The organism is Vallitalea okinawensis (assembly GCF_002964605.1).
GTDB classification, from domain to species: domain Bacteria; phylum Bacillota; class Clostridia; order Lachnospirales; family PQDH01; genus Vallitalea_A; species Vallitalea_A okinawensis.
This window is the reverse complement of record NZ_PQDH01000001.1, coordinates 297,661-323,204: the sequence shown is the minus strand read 5'-3', so window position 1 is coordinate 323,204 and position 25,544 is coordinate 297,661. Positions and strand designations below refer to the sequence as shown.

Sequence of the window (25,544 nt, the reverse complement as noted above, 5' to 3'; positions counted from 1 at the left end):
TGTCACTCCTCACAAAAACTTGTCTCCATGAATTGTATGAGGTATTCAGCTAAGATATGATAGAAAAGATAGTATTGCATAAGTGTACTATATATTTAGTACATATGTATGCGTGATGTTCTTGACATAAAGACACTCATCATATATAGTATAAGTAACTATTAATGAATATTGAGCTTGAGGTTCAAAATTTGAACTAAGTTTGATAAATTTAGCTTGATTCATTATTGAATCATCAACATATATTTGAATGATATGGGAGGAATTTTGATGACGCAAAAAAAAATGAAAGCATTAGTCAAAAAATTCAGAAAACCAGGATTGTGGTTAGAGGATGTACTTGTTCCAGAAATAGGAATTAATGATGTGCTCATAAAAATTCATAAAACATCTATCTGTGGTACTGATGTTCACATATACAAATGGGATGATTGGGCTCAGCAAACCATTCCTACACCAATGACCGTTGGACATGAGTTTGTGGGAACTGTAGAAGCTATGGGAAGTAATGTAAAAGACTATAAGATTGGTGATATGGTTTCAGGAGAAGGACATCTTGTTTGTGGACGCTGTCGTAACTGTCTTGCAGGACGTCGTCATTTATGTGCTCATACAATGGGCATCGGAGTAAATCGACCTGGAGCATTTGCTGAGTATCTTGCGATTCCTGTCACTAATGTATGGCATTGTGATCCTAAAATTCCGATGGAAGTGTTGAGCTGTTTCGACCCATTTGGTAATGCAGTACATACTGCTTTATCCTTTGATTTATTGGGAGAGGATGTACTCATTACAGGTGCAGGACCCATCGGTATTATGGCTACCGCAGTAGCAAAGCATGCTGGTGCTCGTCATATCGTTGTTACAGATTTAAATGATTACCGCTTAGATTTAGCTAAAAAAATGGGTGCTTCTGTAGCTGTTAATGTATCAAAGAGCTCCATTAATGATGCCATGAAAGAATTAGATATGAAAGAAGGTTTTGATGTTGGTCTTGAGATGTCAGGTAATGCAAGAGCTTTCAACGATATGCTTTCTGCTATGGCGCATGGTGGTAAGATTGCTATGCTAGGAATACAAGGCCCTGATACAACCATTGATTGGAATACAGTTGTATTTAATGGATTGACCATTAAAGGAATTTATGGTCGTGAAATGTATGAAACATGGTATAAAATGACATCAATGATTCAGACAGGTCTTGATATTGCACCTGTTATAACACATAAATTTCATTACACAGAATTTGAAAAAGGTTTTGAAATCATGTCATCAGGTCAATCTGGTAAAGTAGTTTTAGAATGGTTATAAGGAGGAGATAAGATGTTTGATCAATCTAGAGCAATCTATTTAAATACGTTAGAAGAAATTAAAGAAAGTGGTTTATATAAGAACGAAAGAATTATTACTACGCCACAGTCAGGAAGAATTGATACGACAACGACACCTGGTGTTTTAAATATGTGTGCTAATAATTATTTAGGACTTTGTGATCATCCAGAAGTCATTAAGGCTGCCAAAGACAGTTATGATCGATGGGGATATGGCCTATCTTCAGTAAGATTTATTTGTGGAACTCAAGAAATTCATAAAGAACTTGAAGATAAGATTTCTGAATTCTTAGGGATGGAAGATACGATTCTATATTCATCATGTTTTGATGCTAATGGTGGGTTATTTGAAACTATTTTAACTGCTGATGATGCCATTATCAGTGATGAACTTAATCATGCGTCCATTATTGATGGGGTACGATTAAGCAAAGCAAAAAGATTCCGTTATAAAAATAATGATATGGCTGACTTAGAAGCTAAATTGAAGGAAGCCGACGAAGCAGGAGCTCGAATAAAGTTAATTGCAACTGATGGTGTTTTCTCAATGGATGGGATTATTGCTAATTTAGAAGGTATCTGTGATTTAGCTGATCAATACGGTGCTATGGTTATGGTAGATGACAGCCATGCTGTTGGCTTTGTTGGTGAAAAGGGTCGTGGTACACATGAACATTGTCATGTGATGGAGCGTGTTGATATTATTACAGGTACATTAGGTAAGGCATTAGGGGGAGCAAGTGGTGGTTACACAAGTGGGCGTAAAGAAATCATTGATTTATTACGTCAACGCTCTAGACCTTATTTATTCTCAAATACATTATCGCCAGCTATCTCAGCTACCTCTATTAGAATCTTAGATATGTTAATGGAATCTACAGAGTATAGAGATCGTTTAGAAGAGAATACCCGTTATTTTAGAGAAAATATGAGAGATGCTGGATTTGATATACCAGATGGTGAGCATGCCATTGTTCCAATCATGTTATATGATGCAGTAGTTGCATCTAAAATGGCTGACAAGATGCTCGAAAAAGGCGTTTATGTTATAGGATTCTTCTATCCAGTTGTACCAAAAGGAAAAGCAAGAATTCGAACTCAAATTTCTGCTGTGCATACGAAAGAAGATTTGGACTTTGCCATTAAAGCATTTAAAGAAGCAAAAGAAGAATTAGGAATATAAGTTTTAGCTACAAAGAAAGTGATGACGTAAAAGAGGCACATGAAGTTCTGTATATAACAGACTATCATGTGCCTTTAATAGGTTAAACTTAAACAGCTATTTCAAATTCAGAAAGAGCATTTTCTAAGATGGCTGGATCATATAAGTGAATACCGTGAATACCGACTTCGGCAGCACCTTCTATATTTGCCAGTGTATCATCAATAAATAATGTTTCCTCAGCCTTTAGGTCAAATGTCACAAGTAAGGTCTCGTAAATTCCACGATCAGGTTTAACTTGCTTTACATAAGCTGAGATTATGCGGCCATCAAAAGCTTTAAAGAAATTAAAGCGGCTAGTAACATAATCGTATGATTCCACATGAAAATTGGATAATATGTATAGATTATAGCCTTGTTCTTTAAGATCATATAAAATCTTCTCAGATGATTCTATGACATTAAACATTTCATTGAAATCATGCAAACAACTGTTAATAACTTCTCTTAAGTCAGGATAAGTACTGGAAATCTTCTGAACAACTTCATCGACTGACATGGTACCACGATCTAGTTCAATCCATAAAGGATTCTTGAAAACGTTTTCTAATAAGAAATCCTTATGTGGAGCTAGATCAGCTTTACTCTCTATAAAGCCTTCTGGATCAAAGGTTAGTAAAACTCGTCCTAAATCAAAAATAATATTTTTTATCATTGCTATCACCTCCTAGCTTATTATACCAAAAAATTGTAGAAAATTATAGTGAGAAATGGGTGAAATTAAAAGATAATGTAACTATAGAGAGTCAAGCCTATAAAGGGTTCTATTGCGCTGGCTGGAAAGTCGTCCATGTCTTAGACAGCCAGGTTCGCCATCCATGGCTCACTACTCCATAGAACCCCCTATAGGCTTTCTGTATAGGCTAGGGGAGTATGCTTTTTTAAAGAGTTATTCAGAGCTAACATAAACACTATGAGTGTAATTAAGAGAAGATGATATGATAGCTCTTATTTGGCTCAGTATTCAATGTGATGATTTGACCTTCTTGCTGATAATCAACTTCATCATCCTTATTGTAGATTTTGATTATTTCATTTGAATCCGTGTAGAAGCTTAATTTTTCGCCACATAAGGAGATTATCTTGGCTTCACTTAGTTGGTTATTATCCCATCCCATGGCTACCTCAAAACCACCTCTGGCACGTAGACCTTTGATGGTGCCTTTTGGCCATACTTTTGGTAGGGCAGGGATAAAGCGTATAAAACCTTCGTGACTTTGAAGTAAGGCTTCGGTGATTCCAGCTATGGCACCGTAGTTACCATCAGCTTGCATGGGGGGGTGAGCGTCCATCATGTTGGTATAGATGGAATGGCTCATCAGTGTTGATAGAGATTGATGTACACCATCAGTACTTAATAATCTAGCATAGAGATTAATGATCCATGCACAACTCCAGCCAGTGTAACCACCGCCATGTTCTAATCGTCTTTCTATACTTTTTTTACAAGCATCAGAAAGTTCTGGGGTACTGAGTGGTGTTATGCTTTTACCTGGATACAGAGCAAATAAATGAGACTGGTGGCGATGTCCTGGCTCAAACTCTTCAAAATCATGATACCACTCTTGAAGTTGTCCGTGCTGACCAATTTGATAGTCGGGTAAACGATTAAGAGCATCAATTAATTGATTTCTTAATTCTATATCTAAATCTAGGATTTCACTGGATGCAATAACGTTTCCAAATAAATCTTTAAACATAGCTATATCCATTGTAGTAGAGCGACTTACAGCACATTGATTGCCATTTGAGGTAAAAAATTGATTCTCAGGTGATGTTGAAGGTGAACTCATGAATGTTCCGTCTTCATCTTCTTCTAACCAGTCAAGACAGAAAAGAGCTGCATCTTTCATAATAGGGTAAGCGATTTCTTTTAGGAAGGACTGATCTCTTGTGAAATCATAACGTTCCCATAGATGCTGACATAACCATACGCCACTGAATGGCCAGAAAGCATGACGTGCTTTACCTGGTTTAGGGTTCTTCTCACCTGTAGCAATGGTATTACGCCAAATGTCAAGGTTGTGATGAGCCGCCCAGCCACGACAGCCGTAACTGTCGGCTGTTAAACGTCCAGTTTCTGAAATCTCCTTGAGTAAATCAAATAGTGGTGAATGGCATTCGGATAAATTACAGCTTTCTGCTGTCCAATAGTTCATTTGAACATTGATATTTACAGTTAAATTGCTACTCCAATAAGGACGAAGGTCCTTATTCCATTTGCCTTGAAGAGTCAGTGGCTGTGTACCAGGTCTTGAACCAGAAATAACCATATACCGGCCAAAGTCAAAGAGTAGTTTAAAGAGATATTCATCCTGTTCACCATTTTTATAGTTTTTGATTCGAATATCTGTAGGAATATCGTCTTTTGCATCAATATCCAATTGAAAATTAACCCGATTATAAAGAGTATGGTAGTCTCTCACATGGCGACTTAATATTTCTTCATAAGTTAGGTTATGAATATTATCCAATTTTGAAGAGCATTCAGCTGATGGATCTTTACCCTCATGACGAGGGTCTTTATTATAACCGTTGTAGCTGGTAGCACTGGTAATATAGTAAACGATTACTGTTGCATCTAGAACAGTTAACTCTTCGCCTCTTGTGATGATTTGACCATCAGTTTCAACTTGTATTTGTAATTCAAAAGACATTGCTTTATCCCAGTTGATTGAAGGTGTAATGTTTGCATATTCTGGTTCAATATGAAGAGGGGCATGTCCTTTAAAAACATAGCGATTATCGTTAACAGTAACTTGATCTTTTAGTAAGCTTGCCAAATGTATTCCCACATTCAACTTAGCTTCTGTAGCAGTATATTTAATGGCCATGATGTCGTCTTTACCTGAAATAAAATACTCTCTTTTATACAGGCAATTTTTTATTCGATAGCTAGTCTCTAATCGTGCATCATCTATATGTAGCTGACGTTGATAAGTCTCTACATCACCAGCAGTATCATAATGGTGTAATTGTAATTCACCAAGACTGATATAAGATTGATTCCATGCACCAAGCATATGATCTTCGACAATTTTTTGTGCTTTAAGATACTCACCTTGTTTGAGTAGTAATCTTACCTCTTTTAGTTTGTCAGTTAAATCCTTCTCAGTTGGTTGAAAAGGTATTCCTGACCATAAAGTATCATCATTTAATTGAATACGGTCAATCTCCTCACCGCTGTATACCATAGCAGCCATATGACCATTACCTAGTGGAAGGGCTTCGTTCCAGTTTTTAGCAGATTGTCTGTACCATAACCTTGAAGTTTGCATAGTTGCCTCCTTATAATTATCATTAAATAGTTAATGGCTACATTATAAAGCATCATAAATGAATAGTAAAGGTGATATAGTTAGAAGTACAGTGGACAATGGTAAATTCTCTTTGATAAAAAGTGGTAATTGTATTACAATTAAGGTTAAGATATGAATGATTACGAGGAGAGATGAGATGAACACATTTACACTTAAGATGATAGCTATCATAACAATGCTGATTGATCATGTAGGTGCAATCTTATTTCCGGAAATCTTATTGTTTAGGTTTATTGGGAGAATTGCATTTCCGATTTTTGCTTGGTTGATTGCTAATGGTTATTTTCATACTAAGGATGTTAAAAAATACATGCTTAGATTAGGCGTATTTGCTTTTATAGCAGAACCCTTTTTTGATTATGGCATCTTTGGGACATGGGTAGATTTCAGCCACCAAAATGTACTGTTTACACTATTGATTGGTCTTCTAGCAATTTATTTATTTGATCAATTGAGAGTAGACAAACCTGTATGGGCATATATTTCACTTATTCTTATGATGGTTGCTGGAGAAACAATACTGTCTGATTATGGAGCCTATGGTATTATAACCATGTTCTTATTCTACTATTTTTTTGAGGATAAAAAGAAAATGGCTTTAGCACTTTTACTTTTGAATGTTGGTAGAAATCTTTTAATCTACACCGAATATCCTATTAGCTTTATTAACAGTCTACAGTTTTTTTGCGTGTTAGCATTACCACTCATATTGCTGTATAATAAAAAGGCCGGTCCAAAAGCTAAATATTTCTTCTATATTTTTTATCCCTTGCACCTTCTGATTATTAGGATAATAGCAGAGTACAACATATTTTAAGTAATCCCTCAATATATTATTAGTAAGAGAAATATATTGAGGGATTATCTATGGGGAAAAATAATTTGAGTATAGCAACTATTTTAGCCTATTTCTTAATGATTTTTATTAACTGGTATGCTGAGAGTTTACCTATTAATGGTGTCACTATGGCTGAAGTGTCAGCTTCTGTGAGCACATTATTTACGCCACCTGGTTATGTTTTTTCTATTTGGCTTATTATTTATTTACTTTTATTCATCTTTGTCATTTATCAATTCTTACCTTCACAGAGATGTAAAAGTTATTATCGACAGATTCGTTTACCATTTATTATTACTTGTCTGTTAAACAGTATTTGGGTGATTTTATTCCATCACTTTTTATTTACATGGAACCTTCTCACTATTATTGGCTTAATGATTTACTTAAGTATCATCTATGTTGTGTTGAATAAGCATAAATGCAATTTTAATGGAAAAGAAGAGCTTTTTGTTTATTTTCCATTCTCTATCTACTTTGCATGGACTACAATTGCCGTTATAGCTAATGTATCTATTGTATTGGTAGCTAATGGGTGGGGCGGATGGGGAATAAGCCCCGTCATATGGACAATGATAGTAATTCTCTTAGGACTTGGGTTAATTATATATATAGCCAATAAGTTCAGAGATCCCTACGTACTATTGGTTTATCTATGGGCTTATTTAGGCTTAGTTTATAAGTATTTATACACATCTTACAAAGGTCCTCTTATAGTAACTTTATTTGCATGTATGGTTCTAATGATCAATTTAATTTATATCGTTCAAAAAGAGTAAAATTGATTATTAAATTAGCCCTCATTCTTGGAATGAGGGTTATTAACGTTAATCAATACTTTTTTTATTAAATGCAAAAATGATAACAACTGGCCAAAAAACTGTGGTTATTAAATGCCCAAGAATAGCTTGAACAATAACGATTATTTTTGTGAGTTGACTATAATCCCGAGGGGTTATATCGCCAAATCCAATAGTGAAAAAAGTCGTTGCACTGAAATAAATTGCATCTAACATGTTATTGAAAGTATTAATACCTTCATTGAATATACCACCTAGGCTGGCGTATAACAGCGCAAAGATAAATAATAAGTTGTACAGTAATAATATATACAATATGAAGATACCGGCTGTTTTGATGACCACCTGTTTTTTGTTGACACTAATTAGAAATGATAAAAAGCCTTTATTGAGTGTATTCATCTTTCTTAATTTTAATAAGTCATTTGATAAGGGTTTTTTATCACGTATATCACTGGCCAAAATAAATAAATTAATGATGGTTATGACAAAAACATATACAATGAGTATTATAATTGAATTAGCTGAAGCTTGATTAATATTGAGATAATTATTCATAAGTAAGTATGGTAAATATACCAAGAAGGTACTATTAAATAAAAAGCCTAGTGTAAAATATTTCCACGAAAAAAATAATAAAGATGTCTCAATAATAATAGTAAGGATCATAATAATAGTATTATTATAAAGGGTTAAGACTAATGGGTTATATAGGATCACAACAAGAAGACACCATAGAATAATTAATTTAAATTTCATAGTATGATGACAAAGGACCGAAATCCTTTGCCATTTCTCCTTTAATTATAATTCACTTGAGTACTTCGTTAGGTTTTCATTGATTTTATCGTATAAGTCCAATTGACAATGGTGTTCTTTGAAGTTTTGACAATTTAAACAAGAACAATCTGCAGCTGAGTCACTAGTACCATTAGTCATACCTGAACTATAAGGTGAGTATTGACTACAATTATTTGCAACTTGAGCGAAATTATACATTTGATCCATAGAAAAGCCCCTTTCATATGATTAACTTATCCACTACACTATAAGTCCAATTAATATTTTAAACTTATTAAACAAGAAAAAGATTGAACTGTCCACCGTTAATAGTAAACTTATGTTCAATATTTATTATTTGTAGTAACTTCTCATTATATATGAGGAAAGAATTTTCATTATAACCATATGAAAAGAGGAATTTGTTCATTATTCAGGATATACTAAATTTTCATCACCTAGATTTTGAAGTAGTTCCAAATATTTTTGAGCTTCGTATTTAGCCATTGGCAGATTCATATCTAAATAATTACCACAATCTCTTGCTGAACCGCCAGGAATTTCTCCTTCAAAGGATGCCGCAAAATCAAAGAGTTCTGTAACGATAGATAATATATCTTTGGATTCTAAATTGCCTTTAAAAATAACGTAAAAACCAGTTCGACATCCCATTGGACCGAAATAAACAGTTTTCTCATCATATTCTGGGTGGTTTCTTAAAAATGTGGCTCCTAAATGTTCAAGAGTATGAATCTCAGCCGTATTGAGTACTGGCTCACGATTAGGTTCTTTCATTCTTAAATCAAATGTTGTAAGAACTTGGTCACCAACAACGTCTTTACGTGACAGATATACACCACGAAGTAAATCTATATGATTAACTGTAAAACTAGCAATTTTTTTCATACTTTGACCTCCATATCAACTATTTATGCCATAATTATATAAGACTATGCATCAAAGTTCAATAGTTTATTAACCCATTCTACTATTGTGTAAGAAATTAGAAAAAATATTGACAATAAAAGTAAGACCTTGTATAATAATTTTAATTCAATTACTTTGAGAATCAAAATAATATGGAGGCGTAAAATGGACTTATTAAAAGATAAAAAGATTGTCATTATGGGTGTATCCAACAAGTGGAGTATAGCATGGGGATGTGCACAGGTAATGAAAAGTTATGGTGCACAAATTATCTATACATATCAGAATGAAAGAATCAAAGATAAATTGCAAAAGATGATTGGTGAAGAAGGAATATTGATTCCTTGTGATGTAACAAAAGATGAGGAAATTGAGGCTGCCTTTAATCATATAAAAGATGAAGTGGGAACTATTGATGGTGTTATTCATTCAATTGCCTATGCCAAACAAGAAGATCTATATACATCTGTTGTCAATACCAGTAGAGAAGGTTATGCCTTGGCGCAAGACATAAGTGCCTATTCATTAATAGCTGTAACTCGATGTGCATCTGAATTGATGACCAATGGCGGAAGTATTGTTACAATGTCCTACATTGGTTCGCAAAAAGCTGTAACGAATTATAATGTAATGGGTATGGCAAAGGCTGCTTTAGAAAGTTCAGTTAGGTATCTAGCAAGTGATTTAGGAAGTAAGGATATTCGCGTTAATGCTATATCAGCTGGTCCAATTAAAACTGCTGCAGCTAAAGGTATTAAAGATTTCAGTACTCTTATTAAATCAGCAACAGAAAAAACACCATTAAGAAGAACTGTGACAAAAGAAGAAGTCGGTAATGTTGCAGCTTTCTTAAGCAGTGAATTATCATCAGGAATAACAGGGGAAATAATTTATGTAGATGGTGGATTGAATATTGTCTTATAAGTAAAGAGAAACCCAGAAATAATTATGATTTCTGGGTTTTATATTAAAATTTCAGAAAGTTATTGACATTTAATTTGAAATTGATTACAATAGGCATAATAAATTTATAAAATAAAAGCTGTGAAGAGAAGAGTAGTTAAGAAACATGATTTTACAGAGAACTCCGGGTGCTGAGAAGGAGTAAGGATTGTCTTAATGAAAAAAGCCTTGGAGCTTCGTATGGAACTAAATCATTTAGGGATATTACGACGGGTTCTCCCGTTACAGAGATAGAGTATAAGCATTAATTTGCCGTACTTGAAGAGGCTGATATGGTGACATATGAGCAAACTGAGGTGGTACCACGAAGTTAGTAACTCTCGTCCTCAAGATGAATAATCTTGGGGGTGGGAGTTTTTTTAGTGCAAAAATTTTAGAAGTTAATCTGTTATTCAATAAAGATAAATTGATTTTAAAGGAGTGATATGATGCATTGGGCAAATAGAGTAGCTAATGAATTGATTATGCAATACCCGGATAAAGATGAGTTTGTATGTGCCTCAGGAATTAGTCCTTCTGGATCAGTCCATATAGGTAATTTTCGAGAGGTGGTAACCACTTATTTTATTGTTAAAGCGTTGCAAATGCAAGGCAAGAAGGCAAGATTCCTTTTTTCATGGGATGATTTTGATCGATTTAGAAAAGTACCAGGAAACATTGATCCTTGTTTTAAGCAATACATTGGGATGCCATATTCAGATATTCCAGATCCATATGGATGTCATGATTCCTATGCTGAGCATTTTGAGAAAGAATTTGAGGAATCACTAAAAGAGTTTGATATTGATGCAGAGTTCAGATACCAAAGTAGGGAGTACAAAAGTGGTAGATATAACCCACAAATACTTCATGCTTTGGTTTATCGAAAAGAAATTTACGATATACTGATATCATTCAAAACCCAAAAGCCATCAGAAGATGAACGGAATAGTTTCTATCCCATTACACTTTACTGTGAGATGTGTAATAAAGATGATACTCATATATTAAATTTTAATAGTGAGACAAGAGAAATTGAATATAGATGTCAATGTGGGCAACATGGTATACAACCTATAATGGAGGCAAGTAATATTAAGTTAAATTGGAAAATTGATTGGCCAATGCGCTGGATGGTTGAAAAAGTTACTTTTGAACCTGGTGGCAGGGACCATTCTTCAGATGCTGGAAGTTTTCAAGTCTCAACTGAGATTGCAAAGGAAATTTTTAATTATTCTCCACCAGAATTTATAGCATATGATTTTATCGGTATAAAAGGGTGTCAAGGCAAGATGTCAAGTTCCACGGGAAATATTATAACACCAAAGGAGTTACTAAAAACTTATTTGCCAGACATAATCTTATTTATGTTCTCAAAATACAAGCCTGCTGCAGCTTTTAATATTGGACTTGATGAGGATGTTATAAGAAACTATACAGAGTATGAACGACTAAAGGCAAGATATGGGAATCATACATTAGAGGATGAAGAATTATGCTATTCTATGATTCTGTCTAACACGAGTACTCATATAGGACCAGTACCAAAGTTTAACCAAATAGCAGGTATACTGCCACTCATTAATTTTGATATACTGCTACTCCAAAAAGTATTGACTAAAATTGGAGAAGAATACGACTTCAATGCACTAAAATCAATTAGTGATAGGGCAGAGTATTGGATTAGAAATTGGTTTCCAATAAAAATGCATAGTTGGGTAAATGAAAAGAACCTATCATATTACGCAACACTAAATGATCTTCAGAGAAAATGGTTAAGGGATTTTTGTTCCCTCATTCGCCATAGTTGGGATATAGAGGGTGAGCAACTCATGCCCATGATTTACGGAATATGCCATCATGAAGAAAAAAGGGTTATGCGTTCAAATCAAAAACTATTATTTCAAACCATATATATGTTAATGCTTAATAGTAGGAGTGGACCTCCTATTAATCTATTGATTGAAGCTGCGGGAATAGAGAAAACCTTAGAGTTATTAGATTTTACTCACTAATATTTTATGTTAAGAGGTCAAGATATTAATCTTGACCTCTTATGTTACTCTTCAAGCATTTTCCTTGAAGTACATAATACTAAATTAATAGCAGCTAGATAAACATCACGTTCTGCTTCAGTAAGTTTATTAAGTTGTTTATGCATATATGCAGTATGTTCCTCATGGAATTTTTCAGCCACAGTATGACCTACTTCTGTCAACTGTAACATACTTTTACGTTTATCCCCAGATGATTGTAACTTCTCGATATATCCTAATTGAATGAGCTTATTTGCAACCGGAGTGAATGAACCTTTTTCAAGTTCCACTTTATGACTGATAACACTCATTGTAGAAGGTCCCTCGAACTTTAAAATCATGAGGGTTCTCGTATGTGTTTTATTAAGATCATTCAGTAAACCAGAAGAAAATTGAAAATGCTTAAAGAAAATATCTGTTACCATAGGGATAAGATTAAGAATACTTTCAAGTGTTTCATCCATCTGTATCAACATTAATCACCTCATTTTTTATGGCAAATATTGCACTAATCTTTCTTTAAATTAACTTAATGGTGTTGACTTGGTTAAAGATATTATAGCAATATGGAAAAAGAAAGTCAATATAGTAAGAAAACTAACATTGACATACGTATATATAACTGTTATAGTTGAAATATGATGAGAAATCTAATTATTAATATAGAGGTGATTTTATGAGTAACACAACTAAGTTAGGACAAGAATCCATAACGAAGCTTTTACTACAATTCTCAATACCAGCTGTTATAGCCAATATGGTTAACGCTATTTATAATATAGTGGATAGAATTTTTATTGGGAACTACGCAGGAGAAAATGCCTTAGCTGGTCTTACAATTGCATTCCCCCTCATGATACTCATCTTTGCTTTTGCTAGTTTAGTTGGTATTGGTGGTGCAGCACTAATATCCATTAAACTTGGGGAGAATGACAATAGAAAGGCTAATCATATTTTTGGTAATACATTAAGCATTGCAGTAATCTTAGGTTTATCTATAACTGTTATAGGCTATCTATCCATGGAAGGATTACTTAGATTACTTGGAGCAGATCTGGTTACACTTCCCTATGCACTCAATTATATGAACATTATTTTGGGAGGGATTATATTTCAGCTTATTTCATTTGCCTTAGCAAGTGCAGCTAGAACAGAAGGACGTCCTAAGTTATCCATGTTAGCAATGATGACATCAGCATTAACGAATATTGCCTTGGATTATATATTTATTAGGATTATGGGTTGGGGAGTTAAAGGGGCAGCCTTGGGGACGATTATTGGGCAGTTTGTTGGATTAATGCTGCTCGTCGGTTATTATGTAAAGGGTAAAAGTGTCCTTAAAATAATCAAAAAAGATTTAGTACCAGAAATTAAAGTGGTTAAAGCTATAGTAAGTATTGGAGCTTCCTCCTTTATTACACCAATTGGTTCCAGTATTGCTATGATGTTGCTTAATGTATCATTAGTCAATTATGGAGGTAATGCTGCCATTACAGCTATGGGAGGTATTAATAGCCTTTACAGTATGTTTATTATGCCTGTGATGGGTATTCAACAGGGGATGCAACCTATTATCGGTTATAATCATGGTGCAAACCTAAAAAATAGAGTAAAAAAAACCCTCATTGTTGGTGTGTCAATGGCAGTAGCATTTTCATCAGTAGTTTTTATATTGTTAGAAGGTTTCCCAACACTATTCATGCAACTTTTTATTGCACCAGAATCATTGACCATGCCCATTGCCACCAAAGGTCTTCGATTATTCATTTTGATGTTACCACTACTTAGTATCAACTTACTTGGCACGGCTTATTTCCAATCTATTGCTCAGGTAAAAAAAGCCTTATTCTTAGGTGCAGCAAGACAGTTCATTTTCTTAATACCTGTAGTACTTTCTTTACCCAAAGTACTAGGGTTAACAGGTGTATGGTTATCCACACCAATAGCAGATGGATTAGCAGTACTTGTAACCATAGTTATGCTGCTGCCAGTATTTAAAGCTAGAGAAAAGGAGCCAAAAGTTCTTCTCGCAAATGATTAATGTTAATCGATTAGAAATAAAAACCAGAGATCTTAGGATTTCTGGTTTTTTCTAATTGAAATTTTATATTACATTAAAAAGGGAGAAGAAATTAGAAATGCTTGAAAATGTATTCTCTGTATCGTTTAAATTCGTTGTTGCTGGCCATAAAAAGTAAATAAATAATACAACAATAAAGATTAAAACAACCCATACCAAAGCTTTAAGAGTAGTATTCATAATAACCTCCATAACAAAATTAGTAGCTATAGTATAACCTGAAAGAAGTTAAGTCATTCAAAGAGAATAAAATCTTTAAGTACAATGTATTCAGTGTCAGATATATATTTTAGGAATTTGCTTTTTCTGGGATTATTGATTATGATAAAGAAGAATGAGTAAATGATGAGGTGAGAGAATGTATAAGATCCTTTTAGTTGAAGATGATGAAAAGTTATGTGATAAATTAGCCAAGCATCTAATAAGATGGGGTTATGAAGTAATAAAAATAAAGAATTTCGAGAAAATAATGGACGAGTTTATTCAAATAAATCCACATCTTGTACTCATGGATATTAACTTACCCTACTTTGATGGTTTTTACTGGTGTTACAAGATACGTGAGTTCTCTAAATGTCCTATACTGTTTTTATCAAGCCGTGATCAAGATATGGATATTATAATGGCTATGAATTCAGGTGGGGATGATTACATCACAAAACCCTTCTCTGTAGAAGTGCTAAGTGCTAAAATAGCTGCAATTCTGAGAAGAACGTATGCCTATACAGATCAGCAAATGCAGACAATGAGCATTGGTAACGCCGTGTTTAACTTAGGCGACCATACATTAAAGATGAATGATATCAAACTTGAATTAACTAAAAATGAGAGCCGTATATTACATACCATGCTTTTAAATAAAGATAAGATTGTTAGTAGAGATAAAATAATGAGAGCTTTGTGGGATGATGATCAATTTGTTAACGACAATACTTTGACTGTTAATATCAATCGCTTGCGAAAGAAACTTGAGGAACTTGGCTTAAAAGACTGTATTAAAACCAAAAAAGGAGAGGGGTATATGATGCAATGAGTATAATGAAATTTATTAAGCAACATTTGTATCGTCTACTATTTGATGGTCTAATACTCAGTTTAATGGATAGTGTTTTAGCTACGAGTGTACCACTAAGTCAAAGCTTGAAAGACATTATGTACCTTAACCTGGTTATTATGTTTACCATCTTGATGAGAGAAACGATACTGTTTAGACGGTGGAAAAATAGCTATGACCAGCTACATCATCAACTCCAAGAAAATGACGTGCATAATAACGTACCTATACTGGGACAATCCGTAGAAGAAGATTTGATTAGAAAAATACATAGATATCATGTAGCTAAAAGTGATTTAAAAGTATTAGAAATCAAAGATAAAATGGATGAAATCAATGATTACATAACGAAATGGACACACGAGATCAAAATGCCCATTACAGTATTAGAGCTTATAGCTTGTGAAGTAGAAAACTTTAGTACTGATAAGGCAAAAGAACTTAGGATAGAAATTGATCGCTTAAGGTATTTAGTGGGACAAGTTCTTCATATCAGTAGAGCCAATAGTTTAAGTGAAGACTTATCCTATCAAGAGGTGCATCTTGATACATTAATTAAAGAAGTTATAAAATCAAATATGAACCTCTTTATACATAGTAACATGGAAATAAGGCTGGGGGATTTGAACCATGAAGTATTAACAGATACAAAATGGCTGACGTATATATGTGAACAGTTATTCAATAATGCCTGTAAATATGGAAAAGAAAATGGTTGGATTGAAATTAATTCATTCAAAAATGAAGAAAAGATTTATTTATCCATAAGAGACAATGGGTTAGGTATTCCTATACAAGATATTGAGCGGGTATGGGATAAAGGCTTTACTGGTGAAAATGGACGCAAAGGTAATCGCTCCACAGGTATGGGACTATATTTGGTCCATAAGATTGCTAATCAACTGGGCCATGAAGTAAGTATTGAGTCTGAGGTTCACAAGGGCACCTGTATCACAATAGAGTTTAGCCAGTTAGTGGATTTGCATGTTACAAAAATGTCACTTTAGAACTGTAGATGTCACGTAAAGCGATGGAACACAGTCTTAGTCTCCACTATAATAAATGAAAGAATAGTTAATATGGGAGGAGGCTTGATGATGAAACCCATCATAGAGAGTAAGAAATTAACAAAAATATATCATAATAAGAGTCTTAAAACGATAGCCTTAGACAGTGTTGATCTAACAGTGAATAAAGGTGAATTTATTGGTATTATGGGACCCTCTGGAGCAGGAAAAACTACATTACTCAATTTAGTTGCATCTATTGACCAGCCTACATCAGGGAAAGTGGTTTTCAAAGGTGAAGATATTAGTTGTTTGAATAATAAAGCTCTAGCCAGCTTTAGAAGAGATCACATTGGTTTCTTGTTTCAGGACTTTAACTTATTGCATAACATGACCATTAAAGACAATATTGCATTACCACTATCGCTACAAGATGTTCCTGCTAAAGAAATAATTAAGCGGGTAGAAGGTCTTTGTCAGTTTTTAGGTATAAAGGATCACTTAGAAAAGTATCCCTATCAATTATCTGGTGGTCAAAAGCAAAGAGCTGCTGCAGCAAGAGCGATGATAAGTAATCCATCAGTGATACTTGCCGATGAACCGACGGGAGCATTGGATTCAAAATCTGCAACCATATTCTTGAAGTATCTAGAAAAACTCAATAGAGAGCTTGGAGCGACTATTTTAATGGTGACCCATGATCCCTATACAGCCAGCTTTTGTAAACAGATTATTTTTATTAAAGATGGTAAAATTCATACAAAACTTAACAAAGGAAATCAACGCCAAGAATTCTACAATCGTATTTTGGACCTATTAGCTTCTATGGGAGGTGCAATTCATGAAGTGGATGAGACTTTCCTATAAGAATTTTAATAATAATATGGGATTATACAGGATACATTTTTTTACCTTATCGGCTATTGTAGCGATCTACTATAACTTTATAGCCCTTAAACATAATCCAGAAATTTTAGCAGCACAAGATATACGTGTTGAATTTGCAGCCTCTGGAGATGTAACAGCAACTGTCATCTTTATATTTGTTATTTTTTTTATATGGTACTCTGGAAGTTATTTTCTTAATCAGAGAAAAAAAGAGATAGGTCTTTTTACATTGATGGGCATAAGCCAAAGTGATGTAGCAAAAATATACGTGTGTGAAAGCTTATTTTTAAGTTCTTTTGCAATTATTATGGGTGAGTTGATCGGTATTGTTCTAGGCAAATTATTTATGATGATACTAGCTAGAGTCAGTTTATTGGATGTGACCATTGATTTTTTTATTTCTTATAAAGGTGTCCTAGAAACAGCAATAACATTTTTGGTATTGAGCATCCTAATGGCATGTAAAGACTTCATTATTATTAGACGAACATCTCTAATTAATTTAATTAAAGGGAAAGAGAAAGAAGAACTTGTACCGTCTAAAAAAGTTATAACAGGTATTTTAGGTATCTGTTTAATCTCATTTGGTTATTATCTCAGTAGCGTAGCATTAAAGTCTAATTTTCACACCTATGCTCTTACTACAATTCTTGTTGTTAGTCTAGGTACTTTTCTATTTTTTAAAGCGTCCATTACGTTTATGTTACAGTTATTATGTCAAATTCCCAAGTTCTATTACCGGCGTAGTAATGGTTTTATCATTGCTCAGATGAAATACCGCATTAGACAAAATTATCGTATATACGCTGTAATTACCATATTAGTTGCAGCTACAATTACTTGTTTTACTACCGTTGCGTCTCAAAAATATGCAGTCATGCAAGAAGAAAAATATCAATACCCTTTTACATTGACTTATACAACCAATGATGAGTCAATCGTTCAGTACATTGATGAAGAGTTAGATGAACTAGGAGTATTACCAGCTGTAAAGAAAGAAATTCCTTATATCTTACTGGATGTGGAAATGGAGTTTTCTAATGATGTCAATATGTCTGTTGTCAAACTATCGGATTACTTAATGATTCAAGATGAGGTTATAGGTAAAAGAAGTATCGATGATTTTTTCTTAAGTAAGATGAATGAGGATGAAGCTTTCGTTATTATGCATCCTGAAGTTATATTAAGCTTAAATGGAAAAAATTATACTGAGGCTGCCATCAACGATGTTCATATTATCAAGCAGATGAAGTCAACTTTATTTGGTCAGTTCATGCCATATTCATCCATTGTTATATCTGATGAAAGATATGAAGATTTGGCAAAGGAACATGATCAAAAGATGTTTTATGGCTATTTAACTGATGATGAAACGAAGATTAATTATGAAGGATTAAAGCAGCTATTCTTTAATTTACCTGTACCAGCAGAAAAAATATGCTTTGCATCTAAATTATTCGTCGTCAATGAAAGTATTAAGTATGATTTAATGGGCGTGATTTTCTTTGTAGGAGCCTTTTTAGCATTAGTATTTCTCTTAGCAACTGGAAGCATCCTTTATTTTAAAGTACTGACTGATGCTTTTTCGGATCAAATTGCGTTAAAAACGTTGATGCAATTAGGGATGTCTGATAAAGACTTAAAGAAAATTATCTATGTTCAAGTAGGCTTATATTTCTTTTGTCCATTTTTTCTAGGTTTATTGCATACTTATTTTGCAATTCGAGTACTACAGGAGCTCATGGGTATTAGTTTACTCGTACCTTTATTAATTGGAATCATACTGTTTCTGATAGTATATGTCATATACTATCTTCTAGCAGTTAGTCAATATCAGAAATTAATTAATCTACAAAGTTCTCAGCCACAATGATAAACACGCTTATTTGAATTTGCATAGGATATATATAAGATGTTTGATTTGACTCTAGGAATACTACTAAAGGTCTAGGGATGTTTCTTGACGAAAGACAAAACATGGTATATAATTGACTCAAATACAATAAATCCGTTGATTGAGAAGAGTAAGATTCATCATGACGTTACAGCGAGTCGATGTTGGTGGAAGATCGATACGATACAGTGATTCTGAATGGGTTCATGAGGAGCATAAGTGAAAAGAATACTAAAATTTTGTGTTAAGTAGCTTATGACGTGGTTCCTACGTTACAGGGATAGGGTATGTTAGTACCTCAACACGCACATTAGGTGGCATTAGCGAATTATAACTTCGTCCTATATGGGACGGAGTTTTTTAGTGTATTAATTATCCCGATTTTTTGAAAGAATAATAGAGAGGTGATGATGATGTCAGATAAAAAAATTTTATACAGTGGTATGCAACCAACTGGACAACTAACATTAGGTAATTATTTAGGAGCTCTAAAAAACTGGTTACTACTCCAGGAAGAATACAACTGTTTATTTAGTGTAGTGGATCTGCATTCTCTTACTGTAAGACAGAAGCCTGCTGATTTAAGAAAAAATGCAAGAAATCTACTCATGCAATACATTGCTGCTGGAATTGACCCTGAAGAGAACATTGTTTATTATCAATCTCATGTATCAGGTCATGCAGAATTAGCATGGATATTGAATTGTTACACTCACTTAGGTGAACTTAACCGAATGACTCAGTTCAAAGAAAAATCAGCTAAGCATGAGAGTAATATCAATGCTGGTCTCTTCACATACCCTGTTCTAATGGCAGCAGATATCCTTTTATTCAATACAGATTTAGTGCCTGTAGGACATGATCAAAAACAACATTTAGAGCTTGCAAGAGATATCGCAAGTCGATTTAATAATGCTAATGGTGATGTATTCACAGTTCCTGATCCTTATATCGCTAAAGTTGCTGCTAGAGTAATGAGCTTACAAGAACCTACTAAAAAAATGTCAAAGTCCGACGAAAATCCGAATGCTTATATCTTACTACTCGATGAACCAAATGTTATTCGAAATAAGATTAAAAGAGCAGTTACGGATTCAGATGCTGAAATACGTTTTGACCGTGGGAACAAAGCGGGTATTAGCAATCTTATTGAAATCTACTCATGCTTTACTGGTATGACAATGGATGAAGTTCAATCTCACTTTGAAGGTAAAGGTTATGGTGACTTTAAGAAAGAAGTAGGTGATGTTGTTGCTGAAGGATTAAGACCTTTACAAGAACGTTATAAGGAGCTTCAGAAGAACAAAGATTATATTGATCAAATTATAAAGAAAAACGGTGAAACTGCTAATTATTTAGCTCAGAAGACGTTAAGAAAAGTTAAGAAGAAAGTTGGTTTACCAGAATTAGTAAGATAGAAAAACTCCCCTATGGGAGTTTTTCTCTTTAAGCACTTCGTAAATGTCTATATACATCATCTTTATAATGATTATCTTTCTTAAAGAAGTAATTAAACTTATGTTTTTTAGTGTTGATTATTATGTTCTCTAACTCTGACGAGAAATCATTATCTGCTCGGTGAACTAATGTTATGTGTTTGTAGGGGATGTATGTTAGGCTATAACTGTAGTCAGCTTCTCTAAAAAATTTAAAGGGCTTTCCTCGTTGAAGAACGATAACTTCTTTCTTATTAGAGAGATAAACGCTGCTTTGCAGCTGACTATTGATCCACTTAAAAGATAATCGTTTATAGAGTTGTCTATGTTCCAATTTAGAAGGGGATTGTAAGCCTATGAAATGAATGAGCTCATCTTGTTTCTTAAGAAGTCTAACCAAATGTTGATAGTACTTTTCTGTCTTTCCTTTAATATACTCTTCATTTGTTGGACAAGTTGTATCTAGAGATCTTTCCTCTGTAACATATCGTTTACGTACAATTGAAGTTATATGATCGATAATATCACTGGATACGGTATTATATCGAAAAGAGACAGAGCCATGCCTTAAGAGTAATGTCAGCTCACCTACAAGTAAGTTACGATAGTCCTTAATACCTTCTATCTCACTATATGGAACAGTTTGAGTTATGACATGATCGTCGACTCGCTTAAGGATATAAAGATAGTCCTCATAAAGTGCTATAACATAATCGTATAGATTCATTCCAGGTTGTGCATTTCGCCGTTCAATATCTCTAGGGATTTTTATACACATTAAGTAATTGTTGTTTTCTGTAAAATTGTCAACGAAAAGTGGTGGAAGGGCATGTTCTTTGTTGATTTCTAGAATCCATGGACCAAAAGCATCGTATTCTTTATTTCTCATATCATCACTCCAAACTTATAAAATGTTGTACTAATGCATTGAAGCCATCAACTACTTTTTTTAGGCTTTCTTCATCCATTGATTCAAAAAGATTATTGAATTCAACTATGATTTTCTTTTCTTTATATTTGACAAATTCTTGACCAGACGGGGTGAGTTGGAGGTAATAAGTTCTTTCATCTTTAACATCGTATTCTTTAATGATTAAGTCCATTTTTATAAGGGCTTTAATAATAGTTGTTAAGCTACCCTTTTGAATGTTTAAAGCATGACTCAATAATGTAGGCGTAGCTTTTCTAAAGTGATTGATAGCTAATAAAGCCTTTATCTGATTCTCATTTAAAGAATGTATCTCATTTTTCTCTTTATGTATTATTGGATTAATGTATCTGAAGTAGTAAGGCATATACTGATCAAAAACTTTATGAATTTGATTACCCTTATCCTGAGACATAGATATAGTCACCTCTCTAACTATTTAGTTGTAGTTCTAACTATTAGAAGTCTAACATGAACTCTTCAATTTGTCAATTATATCCTATAATTCTAATACTAAAAAAGCTTATTCCATCTCTGAAATAAGCTTCATTGCTTCTAAAAAGTTAGTTTTTTTAAGTCATCATAAAATTGTGGGTATGAAATACGCACGCTATCACTGTTATTGATCCATGTCTCACCTTCAGCTAAGAGTCCAGCTACAGCTAAAGACATAGCTATTCGATGGTCATGAAAACTTTCAACTTTAGCCCCGTTAAGGTAACCTGTACCTGTAATAACCATACCGTCTTCTGTCTCTATAACTTCAGCTCCCATCTTCGATAGCTCACTGACAACTGTAGCAATACGATTGGATTCCTTTACTTTTAGTTCGGCAGCATCTTTTATAATGGTCTTACCTTCCGCAAAGCAAGCAGCTACTGCAATAACAGGTATTTCATCGATAAGTCGAGGAATAACCTCACCACCAATAATAGTTGATTTCAGTGTGGAGCTTTTTACTTGTAGATCAGCAACAGGCTCTCCGCTAACACTTCGTTGATTCAAATAATTGATATCAGCACCCATAGCCTTTAATACATCCAAGATACCTGTTCGAGTTGGGTTGATACCAACATTTTTAATAAGAATTTCAGAATTTGGAGTAATTGACCCAGCAACAAGAAAGTATGCAGCAGATGAGATATCGCCTGGGACAATGACTTCTCTACTATAAAGCTCATTGCACGTTGTAGTCGTTACTTTCTTACCGTCAATTTCTAAAGGATGACCAAAATAAGCTAGCATCCTTTCCGTATGATCTCTTGATTTATTAGGTTCTATAACAGTCGTTTCTCCATTGGCATATAATCCAGCTAACAAGATTGATGACTTTACTTGAGCACTGGCAACAGGACTTTTATAAGTGATACTTTTTAGAGATTGTCCTTTTATATGTATAGGAGCAAACTTACCATCTTCTTTTCCGTCCAATTGAGCTCCCATTAGTCTTAAAGGTTTAACGATACGATCCATAGGTCTTTTTTGAATAGAAGCATCACCTGTTAGGGCAGTATCGAATGCCTGAGCAGATAGGATACCGGACATTAAGCGAAAAGTAGTACCACTATTACCAACATCCAAAGTAGTTTTAGGTTGAGATAAGCCTCTTAAACCTTTACCCTGAACAATGACATCTTGTCCATCTTGCTGTATAGCAATACCTAATTGACGAAAACATGATATAGTAGATAGACAATCTGCAGCTGGTAAAAAGTCACGAACAATGGTAGTTCCTTCTGCTAATGAGCCTAACATTATGCCTCTATGAGAGATGGATTTATCTCCAGGAACAGTAACTGATCCTTCTAATTTTTTTATAGGTTGTATTCGCATTAGTTTCCTCCATTTTCACATTCAAATATTGTACCTTAATAATAAACATTATACCCGCTGGTCTGCAATAAAGTAGCGCTTTCGTTACGACTTTCTTTATCGTAGAAGATAATCTCTAAAATACCTCTTTCATGTTCTCTGTTATTAACTATACCAATATTCTTTATATTAAGGTTATTTTTACTCAAGAGTGTTGCTACCTGAGCAATAGTACCAGGCTGATCTTCAACATCAATACGAAGTTCATATGTTTTTATCAATGGATCTAAAGCGTGTACTTTAAATGAATCCCGATAGATTTTACTTGATTGAAAGAAATGAGAAAGTCCTTCTTCATCCTTACGCTGGATGAACTTTTTTATGGTCCTAATCACATCCATAAAGACATCCAGTTGTTCTTCAATCTGTTTCGAATTAGCTAAGCAAATACTTTGCCACATTTCAGGTGACGATGAAGCAATTCGTGTTATATCTTTAAAGCCACCGGCTGCTAATTGCTTAAGTAAGAGGTTGTGTTCATCTAAGCTTTCCACAAAAGCAACTAAGGAAGAGGCTACAACATGAGGCACATGACTGATGGCTGATGTCACATAATCATGTTCTTTGGCATCCATTATGATGACTAAGGCACCAAAGGATTCGATGAGTCCTTTTAAGAGTGCTACTTGATCAGTATGAACATCCTCGTTAGGGCAGAGGATATAGTAAGCATTTTCAAACAGATAAGCTTTAGACGCTTTAAAACCACTTTTTTCAGAACCTGTCATAGGGTGTCCGCCTATAAATGTACAAGGTAAATCAACATTATTAAAGGCTTCACAGATAGAGTTCTTCGTACTGCCAACATCCGTTAGTATACATTGAGAATTCACTAAATCTGTTAATTGACTAATCACGTGTTGGTTCTTTTCAACTGGTAAACATAAAAAGATGATATCCCTTGTTGAAAAGGCACTATCAATAGTTAAAGTATAACTATTGATAATGCCTTGCTCTTTTGCAAGTAATAATGATTTTTCATTCTGATCAAATGCAACAATATCTATTTGAGGGTGACTCCTCTTTATAGCTTTAGCAAGTGATCCACCAATGAGACCTAATCCAATGATTCCGATATTTAAAGATTGCATTATAAATCCCTTCCCATGAGCTTAGATAATGGTCGAAGCTCGTTGCATAATGCTTCGAATTTTGATGGCTTTAAAGACTGTGGACCATCTGATAAGGCACGGGCTGGATCGTGGTGTACCTCAATCATTAAACCATCAGCACCTGCTGCAATAGCGGCTTTAGCTAACGGTGCTATATAATGGCGAACACCAGCTGCATGACTAGGATCTACAATAATCGGTAAATGACTTTTAGCTTTAACGACAGGTACGGCACTGATATCAAGAGTGTTTCGAGTTGAAGTCTCAAAAGTTCGGATACCACGTTCACAGAGAATGACATTTTTATTACCTTCGCTCATGATGTACTCCGCAGCATTTAACCACTCATCCACAGTGGCGGCTAAACCTCTTTTTAAGATGACTGGGATGTTGGTTTTTCCTACTTCTTTTAATAGGTAGAAGTTCTGCATGTTTCGTGCTCCAATTTGAAAAAGATTGACGTATTTGGCGGCTACTTCAACGGCTTCTAAACTGGTAACTTCACATACAATAGGTAATCCTGTTTCCTCTCTGGCTTCAGCCATATAGCGTAAACCTTCTTCTTCTAATCCTTGAAAAGAGTAAGGGGAGGTACGTGGCTTATAAGCACCTCCACGGAGTATTGTTGCTCCTGCACCTTTAATGGCTTGAGCTGTCTTTAACATCTGATCTCTGCTTTCAATAGCACATGGTCCGGCTATCATAGCTAACTTCTTACCACCAATTTCGGTATTACCGACTTTAATCGTTGAGGGGTTAGCGTGAAACTTCTTATTAGCTAGTTTATAAGATTCCGTCACAGACACAATTTTTTCAACTCCGTCGAATAATTCTAGATTACAATCAGCTAGTTTACTTTTGTCACCGACGACACCAATAATAGTTACTTCATCACCAACTGATAAATGGGATATTAATCCATGACCTTCAATCACTTGAATCACTTGATCAACACAATTTTGAGGTGCATGGGGTTTCATTACAACTATCATAAAATTCAACTCCTTAAATTCATTTTTAACCTGAAAGGTCTTCTTATTCATTTCTTCTCATTTATTCCGAAGTAAATGAGGTATA

General features: G+C 34.2%; 24 protein-coding genes and 2 other annotated features. Of the genes, 12 read left to right on the top strand and 12 right to left on the bottom strand.

Features of this window, described 5'->3' with window-relative positions:
- Window positions 1–270: 270 nt before the first annotated feature.
- Together tdh and C1Y58_RS01675 are read left to right on the top strand one after the other, a co-directional pair.
- A complete protein-coding gene (gene tdh, locus C1Y58_RS01680; RefSeq protein WP_207655688.1) occupies window positions 271–1,311 on the top strand; it encodes an L-threonine 3-dehydrogenase in 1,041 nt (346 codons plus the stop codon).
- 12 nt (window positions 1,312–1,323) lie between these two features.
- Window positions 1,324–2,514 (top strand): glycine C-acetyltransferase, encoded by a 1,191-nt coding sequence (locus C1Y58_RS01675; RefSeq protein WP_105614255.1) that lies wholly within the window; start codon window positions 1,324–1,326, stop codon window positions 2,512–2,514.
- Between the two features lie 88 nt (window positions 2,515–2,602).
- Here the strand turns inward: C1Y58_RS01675 and C1Y58_RS01670 are convergent, their stop codons facing one another.
- The gene (locus C1Y58_RS01670; RefSeq protein WP_105614254.1) at window positions 2,603–3,208 is read right to left on the bottom strand and encodes an HAD family hydrolase; all 606 of its coding nucleotides are present in this window, start codon (window positions 3,206–3,208) and stop codon (window positions 2,603–2,605) included.
- Window positions 3,209–3,476: 268 nt separating this feature from the next.
- A complete protein-coding gene (locus tag C1Y58_RS01665) occupies window positions 3,477–5,831 on the bottom strand; it encodes a glycoside hydrolase family 95 protein (RefSeq protein ID WP_105614253.1) in 2,355 nt (784 codons plus the stop codon).
- A gap of 178 nt (window positions 5,832–6,009) precedes the next feature.
- Between C1Y58_RS01665 and C1Y58_RS01660 the strand changes: the two genes are divergently transcribed.
- Both C1Y58_RS01660 and C1Y58_RS01655 read left to right on the top strand, forming a co-directional pair.
- Complete coding sequence (locus C1Y58_RS01660; RefSeq protein ID WP_157949897.1) at window positions 6,010–6,690, top strand: TraX family protein; 681 nt, start codon at window positions 6,010–6,012, stop codon at window positions 6,688–6,690.
- 50 nt (window positions 6,691–6,740) lie between these two features.
- Window positions 6,741–7,490 carry a tryptophan-rich sensory protein gene (locus tag C1Y58_RS01655; RefSeq protein ID WP_105614251.1) on the top strand — a complete coding sequence of 250 codons (750 nt, stop codon included), beginning with the start codon at window positions 6,741–6,743 and terminating at the stop codon, window positions 7,488–7,490.
- Between the two features lie 48 nt (window positions 7,491–7,538).
- Here C1Y58_RS01655 and C1Y58_RS01650 read toward each other — a convergent pair whose 3' ends face one another.
- From C1Y58_RS01650 to C1Y58_RS01640, 3 genes are all read right to left on the bottom strand, one after another.
- Window positions 7,539–8,231 (bottom strand): potassium channel family protein, encoded by a 693-nt coding sequence (locus C1Y58_RS01650; RefSeq protein ID WP_170311483.1) that lies wholly within the window; start codon window positions 8,229–8,231, stop codon window positions 7,539–7,541.
- Window positions 8,232–8,315: 84 nt separating this feature from the next.
- A complete protein-coding gene (locus C1Y58_RS01645; RefSeq protein ID WP_105614249.1) occupies window positions 8,316–8,519 on the bottom strand; it encodes a hypothetical protein in 204 nt (67 codons plus the stop codon).
- A 201-nt stretch (window positions 8,520–8,720) separates the two neighbouring features.
- A complete protein-coding gene (locus tag C1Y58_RS01640) occupies window positions 8,721–9,197 on the bottom strand; it encodes an S-ribosylhomocysteine lyase (RefSeq protein ID WP_105614248.1) in 477 nt (158 codons plus the stop codon).
- 186 nt (window positions 9,198–9,383) lie between these two features.
- Between C1Y58_RS01640 and fabI the strand changes: the two genes are divergently transcribed.
- Window positions 9,384–10,142, top strand: coding sequence for an enoyl-ACP reductase FabI (gene fabI, locus C1Y58_RS01635; RefSeq protein WP_105614247.1), 759 nt, complete (start codon window positions 9,384–9,386; stop codon window positions 10,140–10,142).
- 111 nt (window positions 10,143–10,253) lie between these two features.
- Window positions 10,254–10,512, top strand: a binding site (T-box leader).
- 97 nt (window positions 10,513–10,609) lie between these two features.
- A complete protein-coding gene (gene lysS, locus C1Y58_RS01630) occupies window positions 10,610–12,175 on the top strand; it encodes a lysine--tRNA ligase (RefSeq protein ID WP_105614246.1) in 1,566 nt (521 codons plus the stop codon).
- A gap of 44 nt (window positions 12,176–12,219) precedes the next feature.
- Here lysS and C1Y58_RS01625 read toward each other — a convergent pair whose 3' ends face one another.
- Window positions 12,220–12,672, bottom strand: coding sequence for a MarR family winged helix-turn-helix transcriptional regulator (locus C1Y58_RS01625; RefSeq protein WP_105614245.1), 453 nt, complete (start codon window positions 12,670–12,672; stop codon window positions 12,220–12,222).
- Window positions 12,673–12,872: 200 nt separating this feature from the next.
- Here C1Y58_RS01625 and C1Y58_RS01620 point away from each other — a divergent pair, with 200 nt between their 5' ends.
- A complete protein-coding gene (locus tag C1Y58_RS01620; protein WP_105614244.1) occupies window positions 12,873–14,237 on the top strand; it encodes an MATE family efflux transporter in 1,365 nt (454 codons plus the stop codon).
- Window positions 14,238–14,300: 63 nt separating this feature from the next.
- Here the strand turns inward: C1Y58_RS01620 and C1Y58_RS26335 are convergent, their stop codons facing one another.
- The gene (locus C1Y58_RS26335; protein WP_157949895.1) at window positions 14,301–14,456 is read right to left on the bottom strand and encodes a hypothetical protein; all 156 of its coding nucleotides are present in this window, start codon (window positions 14,454–14,456) and stop codon (window positions 14,301–14,303) included.
- A gap of 178 nt (window positions 14,457–14,634) precedes the next feature.
- On the opposite strand from C1Y58_RS26335, the gene C1Y58_RS01615 reads away from it, so the two are divergent.
- The 5 genes from C1Y58_RS01615 to trpS all read left to right on the top strand — a co-directional run bounded on the left by C1Y58_RS01615 (window position 14,635) and on the right by trpS (window position 20,537).
- On the top strand, window positions 14,635–15,309 hold the full coding sequence (locus C1Y58_RS01615) for a response regulator transcription factor (protein ID WP_105614243.1): 675 nt from the start codon (window positions 14,635–14,637) through the stop codon (window positions 15,307–15,309).
- On the top strand, window positions 15,306–16,337 hold the full coding sequence (locus C1Y58_RS01610; protein WP_105614242.1) for a sensor histidine kinase: 1,032 nt from the start codon (window positions 15,306–15,308) through the stop codon (window positions 16,335–16,337). Before C1Y58_RS01615 ends, C1Y58_RS01610 begins: the two co-directional genes overlap by 4 nt.
- An 87-nt stretch (window positions 16,338–16,424) precedes the next feature.
- The gene (locus tag C1Y58_RS01605) at window positions 16,425–17,204 is read left to right on the top strand and encodes an ABC transporter ATP-binding protein (protein WP_330404353.1); all 780 of its coding nucleotides are present in this window, start codon (window positions 16,425–16,427) and stop codon (window positions 17,202–17,204) included.
- Window positions 17,179–19,098, top strand: a complete 1,920-nt coding sequence (locus tag C1Y58_RS01600; RefSeq protein ID WP_105614240.1) for an FtsX-like permease family protein — start codon at window positions 17,179–17,181, stop codon at window positions 19,096–19,098. Before C1Y58_RS01605 ends, C1Y58_RS01600 begins: the two co-directional genes overlap by 26 nt.
- 129 nt (window positions 19,099–19,227) lie before the next feature.
- Window positions 19,228–19,466, top strand: a binding site (T-box leader).
- Between the two features lie 63 nt (window positions 19,467–19,529).
- A complete protein-coding gene (gene trpS, locus C1Y58_RS01595; RefSeq protein WP_105614239.1) occupies window positions 19,530–20,537 on the top strand; it encodes a tryptophan--tRNA ligase in 1,008 nt (335 codons plus the stop codon).
- A 28-nt stretch (window positions 20,538–20,565) separates the two neighbouring features.
- On the opposite strand, the gene C1Y58_RS01590 is transcribed toward trpS, so the two are convergent.
- From C1Y58_RS01590 to aroF, 5 genes are all read right to left on the bottom strand, one after another.
- On the bottom strand, window positions 20,566–21,444 hold the full coding sequence (locus C1Y58_RS01590; protein ID WP_105614238.1) for a hypothetical protein: 879 nt from the start codon (window positions 21,442–21,444) through the stop codon (window positions 20,566–20,568).
- Window positions 21,445–21,448: 4 nt separating this feature from the next.
- Window positions 21,449–21,898: a MarR family winged helix-turn-helix transcriptional regulator gene (locus C1Y58_RS01585; RefSeq protein WP_105614237.1), complete on the bottom strand. Its 450-nt coding sequence runs from the start codon at window positions 21,896–21,898 to the stop codon at window positions 21,449–21,451.
- A gap of 140 nt (window positions 21,899–22,038) precedes the next feature.
- Window positions 22,039–23,316: a 3-phosphoshikimate 1-carboxyvinyltransferase gene (gene aroA / locus C1Y58_RS01580; RefSeq protein ID WP_105614236.1), complete on the bottom strand. Its 1,278-nt coding sequence runs from the start codon at window positions 23,314–23,316 to the stop codon at window positions 22,039–22,041.
- Between the two features lie 35 nt (window positions 23,317–23,351).
- On the bottom strand, window positions 23,352–24,446 hold the full coding sequence (locus C1Y58_RS01575; RefSeq protein ID WP_105614235.1) for a prephenate dehydrogenase: 1,095 nt from the start codon (window positions 24,444–24,446) through the stop codon (window positions 23,352–23,354).
- Entirely contained in the window at window positions 24,446–25,459 is a 1,014-nt protein-coding gene (aroF, locus tag C1Y58_RS01570; protein WP_105614234.1) for a 3-deoxy-7-phosphoheptulonate synthase, read from the bottom strand. The genes C1Y58_RS01575 and aroF overlap by 1 nt, the downstream gene beginning before the upstream one ends.
- Between the last annotated feature and the right edge of the window lie 85 nt (window positions 25,460–25,544).